General features: G+C 51.6%; 13 protein-coding genes. 1 reads left to right on the top strand and 12 read right to left on the bottom strand.

Features of this window, described 5'->3' with window-relative positions; all coding sequences use genetic code 11:
- Nucleotides 1–132: 132 nt before the first annotated feature.
- The 3 genes from M3194_RS23550 to M3194_RS23540 form a co-directional block, all read right to left on the bottom strand.
- Nucleotides 133–519: a hypothetical protein gene (locus M3194_RS23550; protein WP_251656532.1), complete on the bottom strand. Its 387-nt coding sequence runs from the start codon at nt 517–519 to the stop codon at nt 133–135.
- A gap of 38 nt (nt 520–557) precedes the next feature.
- Nucleotides 558–2123 carry an ATP-binding protein gene (locus M3194_RS23545; protein WP_251656531.1) on the bottom strand — a complete coding sequence of 522 codons (1566 nt, stop codon included), beginning with the start codon at nt 2121–2123 and terminating at the stop codon, nt 558–560.
- A 304-nt stretch (nt 2124–2427) separates the two neighbouring features.
- Complete coding sequence (locus M3194_RS23540; protein ID WP_251656530.1) at nt 2428–3468, bottom strand: zinc-dependent alcohol dehydrogenase family protein; 1041 nt, start codon at nt 3466–3468, stop codon at nt 2428–2430.
- Between the two features lie 181 nt (nt 3469–3649).
- On the opposite strand from M3194_RS23540, the gene M3194_RS23535 reads away from it, so the two are divergent.
- Complete coding sequence (locus tag M3194_RS23535; RefSeq protein ID WP_251656622.1) at nt 3650–4195, top strand: TetR/AcrR family transcriptional regulator; 546 nt, start codon at nt 3650–3652, stop codon at nt 4193–4195.
- Between the two features lie 66 nt (nt 4196–4261).
- On the opposite strand, the gene M3194_RS23530 is transcribed toward M3194_RS23535, so the two are convergent.
- The 9 genes from M3194_RS23530 to M3194_RS23490 all read right to left on the bottom strand — a co-directional run bounded on the left by M3194_RS23530 (nt 4262) and on the right by M3194_RS23490 (nt 11995).
- Nucleotides 4262–4438, bottom strand: coding sequence for a hypothetical protein (locus tag M3194_RS23530; protein ID WP_251656529.1), 177 nt, complete (start codon nt 4436–4438; stop codon nt 4262–4264).
- A gap of 121 nt (nt 4439–4559) precedes the next feature.
- Nucleotides 4560–5903 (bottom strand): DUF4179 domain-containing protein, encoded by a 1344-nt coding sequence (locus M3194_RS23525; RefSeq protein WP_251656528.1) that lies wholly within the window; start codon nt 5901–5903, stop codon nt 4560–4562.
- Nucleotides 5896–6435: a sigma-70 family RNA polymerase sigma factor gene (locus tag M3194_RS23520; RefSeq protein WP_251656527.1), complete on the bottom strand. Its 540-nt coding sequence runs from the start codon at nt 6433–6435 to the stop codon at nt 5896–5898. Before M3194_RS23520 ends, M3194_RS23525 begins: the two co-directional genes overlap by 8 nt.
- 102 nt (nt 6436–6537) lie before the next feature.
- Complete coding sequence (locus M3194_RS23515; protein ID WP_251656526.1) at nt 6538–6996, bottom strand: hypothetical protein; 459 nt, start codon at nt 6994–6996, stop codon at nt 6538–6540.
- A gap of 87 nt (nt 6997–7083) precedes the next feature.
- A complete protein-coding gene (locus tag M3194_RS23510) occupies nt 7084–7557 on the bottom strand; it encodes a GNAT family N-acetyltransferase (RefSeq protein WP_251656525.1) in 474 nt (157 codons plus the stop codon).
- Nucleotides 7558–7669: 112 nt separating this feature from the next.
- Nucleotides 7670–8524, bottom strand: a complete 855-nt coding sequence (locus M3194_RS23505; protein WP_251656524.1) for a hypothetical protein — start codon at nt 8522–8524, stop codon at nt 7670–7672.
- Nucleotides 8525–8594: 70 nt separating this feature from the next.
- Entirely contained in the window at nt 8595–9938 is a 1344-nt protein-coding gene (gene tuaD, locus M3194_RS23500) for a UDP-glucose 6-dehydrogenase TuaD (protein ID WP_251656523.1), read from the bottom strand.
- A 1-nt stretch (nt 9939) separates the two neighbouring features.
- Nucleotides 9940–10836 (bottom strand): UTP--glucose-1-phosphate uridylyltransferase GalU, encoded by an 897-nt coding sequence (gene galU, locus M3194_RS23495; RefSeq protein ID WP_251656522.1) that lies wholly within the window; start codon nt 10834–10836, stop codon nt 9940–9942.
- The gene (locus tag M3194_RS23490; protein WP_251656521.1) at nt 10823–11995 is read right to left on the bottom strand and encodes a DegT/DnrJ/EryC1/StrS family aminotransferase; all 1173 of its coding nucleotides are present in this window, start codon (nt 11993–11995) and stop codon (nt 10823–10825) included. Before M3194_RS23490 ends, galU begins: the two co-directional genes overlap by 14 nt.
- Nucleotides 11996–12062: the final 67 nt, after the last annotated feature.

Below are 12062 nucleotides of genomic sequence, written 5' to 3'. Positions count from 1 at the left end.
ATCCCTAAGTTTACTATTCGTTCAGTATGGCATCTTTAAACAAAAACAAACCGCGCAGCTTAAGAAGTCCTGCTTCACTAAGTACCCAGTTTGTTCGTCATTTATGCTGTTCCGGGATAAAAAAATCATCCATTATGGATTTTCTGCCGATTTGTAATGGTTGTACCAGCCCCTGCCGGAAGACCAATCTTTAGAGGCGGGATCCTCCTGCAAAATTTCGGCACAGGCCATTGCCATAATATATTCTCTCAAGCCGTCATTATTGCCATCTGCAAATTCGCCGAGCATATAATTTAAAGACTTTTCCCCCTGCTCAACAATGTATTTATAATCCTTATTGCTGTCCTCGCCCTTAATGTAGTCGTATGGATTCGAGGATAGCGATACTTTCATATCCTTTGGATGAACAATATCGTTAAGCTTTTCGTCGATTGCGTGCTCGAAGGATTTATCCGATTGGCTGCAGCCAATCAAACCCGCTGCAACTAATACAATGAGAGCTGCGTACATTTTCCCCATACAATTCTCCTTCTTTCACAAACCCCTGCTTGCGTGCCTCATCCGTGGATCGGCAGCCTGATTTCAATCCGCGTACCTTCGCTGACCTTGCTATGATAAGCGATGCGGCCATGATACTGTTTAATGATCTTGTGACTGATCATGAGACCAAGCCCCGTCCCCTTCTCCTTCAAGCTATAGAAGGGCTGTCCCAACCGGTGAAGATGCTCCTCCGGGATGCCGCAGCCTTGATCTTGAATCGTTATGAGGCATTCCCCGTTGGTGTCCGTTTGAAGGCCAATGCGAATCTTTCCGCCGTTTGGCATGGACTCGATTGCGTTCTTGAATAGATTAAGAAAGACCTGCTTTAATTGATTCTTCACGCACATAACCGGAAAATATTCGCCCTGGTATTCGCGATTGAATTCAATATTGCTTAATAACGCCTGCGGCGTCAAAAACTCGAGCGTCTGCTCAATCACGTCTTTGACGTTCGCCAAGGTATACAGAGCAGCCTGCGGCTTGGCCATCGAGAGAAGCTCGCTTGTAATGAGTTCGATCCGGTCCAGCTCGTCCTGGAGCAAATCGCCGTATTTTATGGAGGGATTCTCCAGCTTATATAATTGGAGAAAGCCTTTGATGGTCGTAAGCGGATTACGGATCTCATGCGCTACGCCAGCCGCCAATTCCCCAACAACGGACAGCTTCTCGGACTGCAAAAGAAACTCCTCCGCTTTCTTGCGCTCGGAGATATCCCGGCTGATTATGACGATATGCTCAATCCGGCCTTTTCTCCCCTCCACTGGCTTACATAGGGAATCAAAGGGGATCAGACGCCCGTCTTGATGCCGGAAGCGAATCTCCATCGATTGCGAAGCCTTCTGCTCTAATATCTTTCTGACGGTCTGATCGAACACCGCAGTATCTTCCTCGCTAATAATCCGGTCCAGCTCCGCGCGATCCTGCGCCAGATTGGTATACCCGAGCACAAACGCATGGGAAGGAGATAAATACCGGATCGAGTGATCCGGATCCATCACCACGATGAGATCGGATGTATTTTCGGCGATGAGCCGGTATTGATACTCGCTTTCGTTTAACGACAATTCCATCTCGTCCCGCTCGACAATGGTACGGCGAAGACGTTCATGGGATTCAATCAGCAGTCCGCCCAACAGCACCCCTAATATAACGAAACATACATACTGCAGATGAAAGAGAGGCTCGCTTACCATAATGCCGAATGTAAACACCGTACACATGTAGAGGACGATATAAGCACCGGACAACGCCAGGCTCCTCTTAAAGAGCGGCAACTGCCGGCGGGAGAAATACGCATGAAGGATGGTGAAGACCACCATGATGAACGTCCAGCCGGCTATGGCGGGGAACCAATTGCCGCTTGAAACCAATCGGATGGACAAGGCAAAAAGACCGGTGATCAAGCCCGCAACGGGGCCAAGATAGGCGAACGTCAAAATGACGGGGGAATAACGGATATCGTATACATAGCCTTGCTGCTTCACGGCTAGCAGCACAAGGACAATCGAAACAACGCCCGCATAAAGACCACTCCAAATCCGCGGATGCTTCAACGGCCTGAGATTGATAAACGAACGGATCACTAAAGGTGTACTTACCAAGAGCGAAAATATAGAGAGATTCACAATATAATCAAAAAGAAACAAAAATGATCACCTACGTCTCGTAGTCTTGCTAGAAACACCCTTCGCTTCACCTGCTGCATTTAACTCACTGTGTAAATGAATACTCTGTTAAATGTAGAAATCCTTGTCATTTCAAAGTAAAAGTTTTTTTATTTTTGAATTGGAAAATAGAACCTTTAATTAAAGACGCTTTTTCCTCAAATAAAGTTACGTATTCAAGCAAAACGACAGCCGGTCATGTTGTCCGGCTGCCGCAAGTCGTTTAGCTACCATATTCGTTATCTATGTTAACGATTATCTTTCCAAAGTCGGGTCCATTCAGTTGATGAACGAAAGCCGACTTCGCATCCTCGAAGGCGAAGCGGCGTCCAAGAATGGGATGGATATTCTTGCGTTCCATAAAGGCATTCATTTCTTCAAACAGCTGGCGGGAACCCACGCGTACACCCCGAACCGTGACGGCTCCGAAAATGACGGGTACCGGGTCTATACGCCCAATCGGGGGAACGATTCCAACCAAGTGGACCATGCCCTCGATCCGAGCAGCGAGAATCGACTGCTCCAGCGTATCCGAGCCTACCGTTTCGACAACATGATCGACGCCTATGTCTTCAGTCAAGCGGCGGACCTCTTTATGCCATTCCGGATGGCTTCGATAATTAATCGCGTGGTCAGCACCCGCTTCGACCGCTCGGGCCAGCTTTGCGTCGCTGGAGGAGGTGATAATCGTCGTCGCACCTAGTGCTTTGGCAAACTGGAGCGCAAACAAGGCAACGCCGCCCGTGCCGAGGATCAATACCGTCTGAGAAGAGCGAACGTCTTTGACCGCATTCCAAGCCGTAACAGCCGCTGTGGGAAGCGTTGCGCCTTCCTCGTAAGACAGGTTCTTCGGCAATCGGACTAAGCCCTCTTGATTAAAAATGCGATATTCCGCCAATACCCCGTCAATCCCTTGACCGAGGGACGTTATGGAATGATAAGCCTTCGCTGGAATTGCGCCGTAGAGCCAATCCTGAGCGAGTATGCCGGCAACGCGATCGCCGGGTACAAATCGATCCACACCGGAACCTACGGCCACAACCTCCCCTGCTCCGTCCGACAGCGGAATTGTCGGGCGGGACAAGGGTATCCTTCTTTCACCCGCTATATAGAACGTATCCTTATAGTTAATCGAGGCTGCATGAAGCTTGACGAGAACCTCGTAAGGGGCGACTTCGGGAAGATCCTCTTTTACCATTTGAAGACCGTCCAAGCTTGGACTCATCAGTCTGTATACTCGCATTTCGTTTCTTTCGTTACCCATATTTGTGGACTCCTTTAACGTCGTTTTATATAATGCATATAGATGCGATATCGCACGTCTGTGCATAATATAAAATGAAAATAGAATGTCCACAATAATCAAAAGAGCGGAATCCGTGCCTAATTGCACAAGCTTCTTCTTATTGTGCCATTACGACTTCGAACGTTTGGGGATGATTGGAATGCCGGTGAAGGATAGACGAATTCTCAAGTCTCAAGAAGCAATCAAAGCGGCTTTTATCGAGCTGATGTCCGAAAAAGGTTTTAATGAGATTACCATTCAAGATATTGCCGACAGGGCAAATGTTGGCCGAAGAACCATCTATCATCATTATTTGGATAAGTATGATCTGCTGGATAAACTTATTGAAGAGCATATAAACGAATTGCGGCAGATCTGCCAATCCTCTTCCGAATTAGATTTTACGGCATCCAATTTGATCTTTTTTGAATATTTCGAACGCCATTTATCTTTCTTTTCGACCATGCTGGCCAGCAGCGGAGCCCCTGCCTTCCGCAGTCGCCTCCTTGCGTTTCTCATTGAACAGTTAGCCGATAACACGGATATAACGCAAGGAATAAACAAAGGATTAAACAAAGAGGTCCTTCTCCAATTTTTCGGAGCCGCTGTCGTTGGAATAATGGAATCGTATATTGCGAGCGGATTACCTGAATCGCCTCAAGTGATAGCCCGGCAAGTCGGGATTTTATTGGAGCGGAATCTTTAGGGACTTTAATATATAACGAAAACAGCAGCCCTATCGGCTGCTGTTCTTCTGCTTGTTAACAAGCGTCTACTGTTCTTTTTTGCTTAAAAATTCGTTTTCCACAGCTTCGCCATTAGGGTTATTATTCTTAATCTGGCTTAGACGTCCGTTGCGGAACTCGCCGCCGTGAACGTCATTCTCCCGCTGTCCGTTATTATCGGTATGGTCATGCTGGTTATGGTTGTAGTTGTTGTTGTTTGACATTTATCTTCCATCCTTTCCGCAAAGAGCTAAATCTATATTGCGTACTCCGGATTTGATTTATGCAATCCAAGTATTTCAATGAATATCAGCATCGCTGCGCACACTTGCGACCGACTGATCATTATTTGATTTTGATATTAATGTCGCCATGAATGCGGGCCGGATAATCGGCAATGCGGAGCGTGAGCGGGCTTTGATAGCTTTTCCTCGGAATATACAATCGGTACTCCTCGCCGGATGATCCCGTTCTGCTCGACCGGAAGGACTGTCCGGAGGCATCCGTATACTCCATGTCAAATAAGCTATAGGCTCGGCCCTGATCCAGCGGGTTCTCGTTCTTCAGCCCGAAGACAAGCATGTCTTGCCCATCCTCGTCGCTGGCGCCAGCCTCCTTAATCGTAAGCAGGCTGTCCGGGAGGGCAAGCAGCTCCCTGCGATCAAGGTCCACCTTCACCTCCAGCTTGTCTTTATCCAGTGCCCGAATGCTGCTGGCCCGCAGGTAGAGATGCTCCGGCTTGCGGAAGTAATTGCTCTGGAAGTAAAGCACATGGCTGTTCTCGCTTATATCCGAGCCGCTTACGCCATTGGTTATGGTGCCGAAGATTTCCCCCTTCTCGTCTTCGAGCCGCAGATCGTCGAAGTAAAACAGCTTCTTCGTATTGGCCGGATCATACGCCGTCTCAAGTTCAATTCGAGTCGGATGCACGGTCATTTTCCCGAAAGTAATCCTCTGGCCTTCAACCGTAACGGTCTGATTGATGGCATAGGTTTCCTTCATCCCCTCAAACTTCGCTTTATCAATAGGGATGCTGAAGCCCCAATCCGCATCTATTGTAGCCGTCTCCGTAACCTTATCAATCTCTAATTGCAGGTTCAAAGCATCCGGAAATTCTCCCTGGTCATTCGGATAAAAGTCTATCGTTCCCTGTATGCTCTTCCAGTCTTCGTTGTTTGCATAGAATCCATGCGAAATCGAGATATCCCTATTGTCTGGCAATTCCACTTTGTTAAGACTAACAACGCTCTTCTGTCCATCCATGTTCTCGATTGTATAGAACACAATGATTCTTGATTCGTCGGCAATCATCCCGTCTATAGTAACCTTTATTCCGTCATGCTCATCCGAGAGGCCAATTGGCTGCATAAAGTCGTTTTCTATAGCAAGCTCAAGGCCCTTGTCATAATGAATAAGCTCGACAAACGGCCGCAGGCCGGGTATCTCGCCCACATAAGCGGCTACGGCAGGAGAGAACCGGACGGAGGCTGCCGACGCGAGAAGCAGGAGACAGGCCGTATAGGCGGCTATCCTGGAATAGACTCTGCGCCTTCTGCGCTGCCGGCCGGCCCTTATGCCGCTCCAGATCTTATCGTCAATATCGGACGGAATCGGAATGTCCTCCATATACTCCTTCATCGCCCCAAGCTGCGGTATATCCTGCCCTTCCTTGTTCGGATACTCATTCATTAGGCTCGCCCTCCTTTCCCAGTCGCTGCCGCAATCCGCCAAGCGCTTTATGCAGCCAGGTTTTAATCGTGCCTTCCGGCTTCTGCAGCGTTCTCGCAATCTCCGTGATCGTCAGATCGTGATAATACTTCAGCTGGATTACCTTCTTATAATTCGCGTCCAGCTGCTCCACCGCCGACTCCAGCATAACCCGCTCCAATAACGCGGACTCGGCACTAGCGGCATGCGGATCCAAAGCAGCCGCGGCAGCCTGCTGTCCATCGTTTCTTCGAGCCTTCCTCTTCACTTCATCCGCGCAATAATTCATCAGAATCCGAATCAGCCAGCTTCCGAAGTACTCCGGCTCCTTCAGCTTGTGAATCTGCATATAAGCCCGGCAGGTCGCTTCCTGCACGGCTTCAAGAGCATCGGTCTCGTTTTTCAAATACGAATGCGCCATTCGGTACATCTTCTCTTTGTGCTGCGTAATGAGACTATAAAAGGCAGCATCGTCGCCACGTTTCGCTGCGGCCACCAGTAATTCGTTTCCCACACGCTTCCTCCCCTGCCATTATGCATCTATTCATTAGACTCCACGGCGAGCCAAACGGTTTTGGCGGCAAACAAAAAAAAGCAGACGCTTTCGCCTGCCTTCTTAATCAACCAGCTTCATAAAAGACTGAACATGCTTCTTCACTTGCCGAAGTTCGTCCTCTGACAGCATATCGGTCCGGAACTGCTCGACATTCTCATCGGGGATCAGAATCGTAGACGGTTCGCGAATCTCCTCTATGCGATTAAATCCGTCCTTGGTATCCAGAACATTGGATTGATAACCCTGGCTATGCGTAATGACGGTCTTTATATAAGCGCCTTTTGTATCGTAAAAGTCTTCCACCGTCTTCATATCGATCTTCATATAATTCTTGTCTTCCTTCGAAGCGGTGATGGCATTCACCTTCTTGTAACCCGTTGGTTCATAAAGGCCTTCCGCGTTCTGCTCCAGAGTCTCAATGCCAAAAGCCTCGATGTGCTCCACCTGTTCAGCCTGGCTGCATGCGCCAAGCAAAAGAGAGATTACTAAAAACAATATGGCCGTCACGTATCTGCCCATGAAACCCGCCTCCTGACCTTACAAACGAATCGTAACATCCAGAAGTTTCAAGTTCTATAGGGTTTTTGGTTTATTTTTCTAGGCGGATTACTCCAGGCTTTTGATATACCAGGCGTCGCAGGCGAAATGCTCGGATCCGGCGAGCGGCGCGGCCAGCGATTCGAAGCCGTGCTTGGCGTAGAAGCGGTTAGCGGCATGCATATTTTGCAGCGTTTCAAGATAGCACTGTTTATAATGCAGGCTGGCAAAGGTTAATGCCGTATCGAGCAGCTTGACCGCCATTCCTGTACCGCGGGCCGGCCCCAGAAGGTACATTTTCTGCAGCTCGCATACTTCAGCCGAGTCGGCAAACGGTGCGATCCCGCAGCCCCCAACGACCTCCCCGTCCTGCTCAATGACCCAATAGGCGCGGCCTTCATGATTATAGTAATCGAATAAATGGCTGAGGCTCTCGTCCGCCCACGCCAGTCCTTCGCGATTGCCGCCAAACTCAATTAGACATTCTCTGATCACGCGTTCAATCGCCGCGTTGTCCTTCTCTTGCAGTTCTCTGATGATCATGATGACAGCCTCCGTTTCCTAAAGCCTATTATAATCCGAAAAGAAACAAAGAAAAAACCGCATAACAGAGAGTGAGCTCTCCATTACGCGGTTCTTCTTGTTCAGCAAAATATTATTTGCCTACGATTGCGTTCAGTTGTGCGCGGCCTGCGATGATCTCTTGTTGATAACGATCTTGCATCGGTTCAAGGATCGAAGGCTCGCCGCCAAGAGCAACGATTTGCGCGCTTGCATCGTTCATAACCGTTTTGTACTGACCTGTGCAGCTGCTGAACGCCGCTGTACCCGTTTTGTACAATACCGTCTTCTCATGCGTGGACGTTAACGTCGTGAACTCAACGGCGATATCCGTCAGGCCAGCCTGGCACTGGTTGCGCAGCTGGAACAGCTTCGCGGAAGTGTCATTGTAGACCTTTTGGATTTTTTTCTCGTTGTTGCCGCCGTTGCCGTTGTTGCCGTTGTTGCCATTGTTGCCGTTGTTACCGTTATTACCGTTGTTGCCGTTGTTGCCATGGTTGCCGTTGTTACCGCTGTTGCCGTTATTGCCATTGTTGCCGTTGTTGCCGTTGTTGCCGTTGTTGCCGTTGTTGCCGTTGTTGCCGTTGTTGCCGTTGTTGCCGTTGTTGCCATGGTTACCGTTATTGCCGTTGTTGCCTTTGCCATTCTGGATGCTGTCCACTGCCTTTTGCACCTCTTGTGCAAAGTTCTGAATCAGCTTTTGAATGAACGTATTGGCAAGCGGCTGGAACGATTGTTGCGAGAAGCTCGACTTAACGGCAGCTGTTGGCGCTTTGGATGCCGCTGCTGCGCTGGACGCGTTAACAATAAGCGCCGGCACAAGCAAAGCCGTAGCAGCCAACGTAATCAGCGCCCGGAATTTCTTTTTCATACCTTCCTCCTTCTGCATTTCCTGCATGTTCGTTTGGTAAATCCGCACTCCATCCGCCCGGCCGAAGCGGATTGTCATTCAAGTGCTCACCCCCTTTCGAGATCAGGATCAGCAGACTATATCCTTACAGGCTCGCCTTAGGCTCACCTTAAAGGTTGACAGATTTACGCTCCGCTTCAAGACGGTTCACCGGACGGCGTCCTACCGAGTAGTAGACAAAGCCTTGCTGCTCCATGACCTTCGGATCGAAGCTGTTCCGCCCGTCAATCACGATCGGCTGCTTCATCCGGTCACGAACCTTCGCCAGGTCCATCGTCAGAACCTCGTTCCACTCCGTCAAAATCACGCAGGCATCGCAGCCAGCCGCAGCCAGCTCCGCCGATTCCAAATAGGCCACGTCCGCTGGCAGCAGCTTGCGTGCCGCTTCCGTCGCAATGGGATCAAACGTTCGGACAACCGCGCCTTGCTTCAGCAGCTCGGGGATGATCGTCAGCGACGGAGCTTCGCGCATGTCATCCGTGTTAGGCTTAAAGGCCAGTCCCAGCACCGCAATCTGCTTGCCGGCAAGGCCCCCAAGCGTCTCGCGAAGCTTGTCCATAACGACGTAGCGCTGGCGTTGGTTCGTCTTGATAACCGACTTGAGCAGCTCAAAATCATAACCCGACTTATCCGCGATATGCGCCAAGGCATACGTGTCCTTCGGGAAGCAGGAGCCGCCGTAGCCGATGCCGGCCTGCAGGAACTTTTCGCCGATCCGGCTGTCCATCCCCATGCCTTTGGCTACGTCTTCCACGTCGGCGCCGACTTTCTCGCAAATGTTCGCAATGGCGTTAATGAACGAAATCTTCGTCGCAAGGAACGTGTTCGCCGCGTATTTGATCATCTCCGCGCTCTCCAGATCCGTCTTGAAGATCCGCGTGTTAAAAGGCGCATGCAGCTGGGCGATCTGCTCCGCCGCCTCCGGGTTATCCGAGCCGATAATGGCGCGGTCCATGTTCATGCAATCCGAGAGCGCCGTCCCTTCGCGGAGGAATTCCGGATTGGACACGACGTCAAAGCTTGCCCAAGGGTATTTCTTGTTCGCCTGCACAACCTCGCGCACAAGCTCGCCGGTGCCGACCGGCACGGTGCTTTTGTTCACGATGATTTTGTGGCCGTTCAGGTGCTCGCCGATTTTCTTGGCCGCCGACATCACATAGCGCATATCCGCTTCGCCCGTCTCCGACATTGGCGTACCGACCGCGATGTAGACGATATCCGAGGCTTCGATCGCTTCGCCTACTTCGGTCGTGAAGAGCAAGCGCCCCTCACTCTTGTTGCGCAGCGCCATCTCTTCGAGACCCGGCTCATAGATGGGAATGATGCCTTCGTTGAGCAGATCGATTTTGCGCTGATCCACGTCACAGCAGATAACCCGGTTGCCTACCTCGGCAAAGCAAGTCCCCGAGACAAGTCCGACGTATCCGGTACCGATTACTGTAATTTTCCGCATATTAGTTCGCCGCCTTTGTAATAAAATGCTTCTCGTACACTTGCTGCAGGTAGCCCAGCACATCCTTCTGCAAATCCTCGCGCTGCAGCGCGAAGTCGAGTTGCGCCTTGATGAAACCAAACTTGTCGCCTACGTCATAACGGACGCCGTCGAAGTTATAAGCCAGCACGTTGCGTTGGTCATTCAGCTTCTTGATGGCATCGGTCAGTTGAATCTCGTCGCCCGCGCCCGGGGATTGATGCTCGAGGATATCGAAGATCTCCGGCGTCAGGATGTAACGGCCCATGATGGCGTAGTTGGAAGGAGCGGCTTTCTTCGAAGGCTTCTCGACCAGACCGTCCAGGAAGAAGACGGACGGCTCGATCGACGACCCGCGAGGAGCGATAATGCCGTATTTGGATACGTCTTCATCAGCTACGCGCTGCACGCCAACAACCGAGGACTGATAACGGTCATGGACGCGGATCAGCTGGCTGAGGCAAGGTTCCTCGGACTGTACAATATCGTCGCCGAGAAGAACGGCAAACGGCTCGTTGCCGACAAAGCTGCGTGCGCACCAGATCGCGTGGCCGAGGCCTTTCGGCTCTTTTTGCCGGATGTAGTGAATATTCGCCATCTCGGAGATGCCGCGGATCTGCTCAAGCTCCTTGGTCTTGCCTTTCTTCGCCAGCATGTCCTCGAGTTCAAACGTCTTGTCAAAATGGTCCTCAATCGCCCGTTTGCCGCGGCCGCTGATGATCAGAATGTCTTCAATGCCGGAAGCGATGGCTTCCTCGATAATGTATTGGATAGTCGGCTTGTCCACGATGGGCAGCATTTCCTTCGGCTGAGCCTTTGTTGCAGGCAGGAAACGGGTGCCGAGACCGGCGGCTGGAATGATCGCTTTACGCACTTTCATGGGACATCCTCCTTGATTTCATTTGAATGGTTTGCTTGACGCACGTAATAACGCGGTCCTGCTCATCCCACGTGAGACTGGAGCCGGACGGCAGGCAGATGCCATGCTCGAACAACGTGTCGGACACGCTGCTGCCCGATTCATGCGGGAAGTAAGGGTAATATTGCAAAAGCGGCTGGCGGTGCATCGGCTTCCACACCGGGCGTGCTTCGATATTGGCTTCTGTCAGGCGTTCCAACAGATCGGCCGGCGTGCAGCCCGTAGTAATCGGATCAATGGTCATCGTTGTCAGCCAGCGGGTAGCCCTGCCGTATTCCGCTTCGGGCATCATGGTAATGCCTTCGATATCGGCAAAAGCCTGCTTGTACCGATTGAACACGCCTCTGCGGGCATCCACCCGTTCGTCGAGCAGCTCCAGCTGTCCACGGCCAATGCCTGCCAGCACGTTGCTCATCCGGTAGTTGTAGCCAAGCTCCGCATGCTCGTAGTGAGGCTGCGGCTCGCGGGCCTGCGTCGCCCAGAAGCGCGCTTTCGAGAGTGCTGCCGTATCGTCGGAGACAAGCATGCCGCCGCCGGAGGTGGTAATGATCTTATTGCCGTTAAAGGAGTAGATCCCGAACTTGCCGTGGGTTCCGCTGGACTGCCCTTTGTACGTTGTGCCAAGGGACTCCGCCGCATCTTCGATAACCGGCACGCGGTACTTGGCGCAGATTTGGTTGATGGCGTCCATGTCGGCGTTTTGCCCGTACAGATGAACCACGATGACGGCTCTAGGCAGCTGCTTGTTGCGGTGCGCTTCCTCGAAAGCACGCTCCAGCGCCTGCGGCGACATGGTCCAGGTCTCGGGGTCGCAGTCGATAAATACCGGCACGCCGCCTTCATACAGCACCGGATTAACGCTCGCGATAAAAGTCAGCGAGGAGACGAAAACGCGGTCGCCGCGTCCAACTCCCAGCAGCCTGAGCGCCATATGGATTGCCGCGGTGCCCGAGGACAGCGCAACTGCCCCCTTCGCTCCCACCTTCTCGGCCAGCTCGCGCTCGAACTGGTCGACATTGGGTCCAAGCGGCGCGATCCAGTTCGTGCGGAAAGCTAACTCGACATATTCGCGCTCCCGCGTTCCCAAATGCGGCGGGGATAAATAGATTCGACTGTTCACGTCGTGATCAACTCCTCAATTTGCTGCCCGTCGCCGTAACGGCGGGCTATGTGGTGCCCGCGGCGCG

It is taken from the genome of Paenibacillus glycanilyticus (assembly GCF_023715145.1).
Taxonomy (GTDB): Bacteria; Bacillota; Bacilli; order Paenibacillales; family Paenibacillaceae; genus Pristimantibacillus; species Pristimantibacillus glycanilyticus_A.
This window is presented reverse-complemented; position numbering and strand designations above follow the sequence as displayed.

What these genes read in the sequence shown, in the direction of transcription:
- M3194_RS23530 (WP_251656529.1), bottom strand. Translation starts at nt 4,438, where the DNA reads ATGTCAAACAACAACAACTACAACCATAACCAGCATGACCATACCGAT.
- M3194_RS23505 (WP_251656524.1), bottom strand. Translation starts at nt 8,524, where the DNA reads ATGACAATCCGCTTCGGCCGGGCGGATGGAGTGCGGATTTACCAAACG.
- M3194_RS23510 (WP_251656525.1), bottom strand. Translation starts at nt 7,557, where the DNA reads ATGATCATCAGAGAACTGCAAGAGAAGGACAACGCGGCGATTGAACGC.
- galU (WP_251656522.1), bottom strand. Translation starts at nt 10,836, where the DNA reads ATGAAAGTGCGTAAAGCGATCATTCCAGCCGCCGGTCTCGGCACCCGT.
- M3194_RS23515 (WP_251656526.1), bottom strand. Translation starts at nt 6,996, where the DNA reads ATGGGCAGATACGTGACGGCCATATTGTTTTTAGTAATCTCTCTTTTG.
- tuaD (WP_251656523.1), bottom strand. Translation starts at nt 9,938, where the DNA reads ATGCGGAAAATTACAGTAATCGGTACCGGATACGTCGGACTTGTCTCG.
- M3194_RS23540 (WP_251656530.1), bottom strand. Translation starts at nt 3,468, where the DNA reads ATGGGTAACGAAAGAAACGAAATGCGAGTATACAGACTGATGAGTCCA.
- M3194_RS23550 (WP_251656532.1), bottom strand. Translation starts at nt 519, where the DNA reads ATGGGGAAAATGTACGCAGCTCTCATTGTATTAGTTGCAGCGGGTTTG.
- M3194_RS23535 (WP_251656622.1), top strand. Translation starts at nt 3,650, where the DNA reads ATGCCGGTGAAGGATAGACGAATTCTCAAGTCTCAAGAAGCAATCAAA.
- M3194_RS23525 (WP_251656528.1), bottom strand. Translation starts at nt 5,903, where the DNA reads ATGAATGAGTATCCGAACAAGGAAGGGCAGGATATACCGCAGCTTGGG.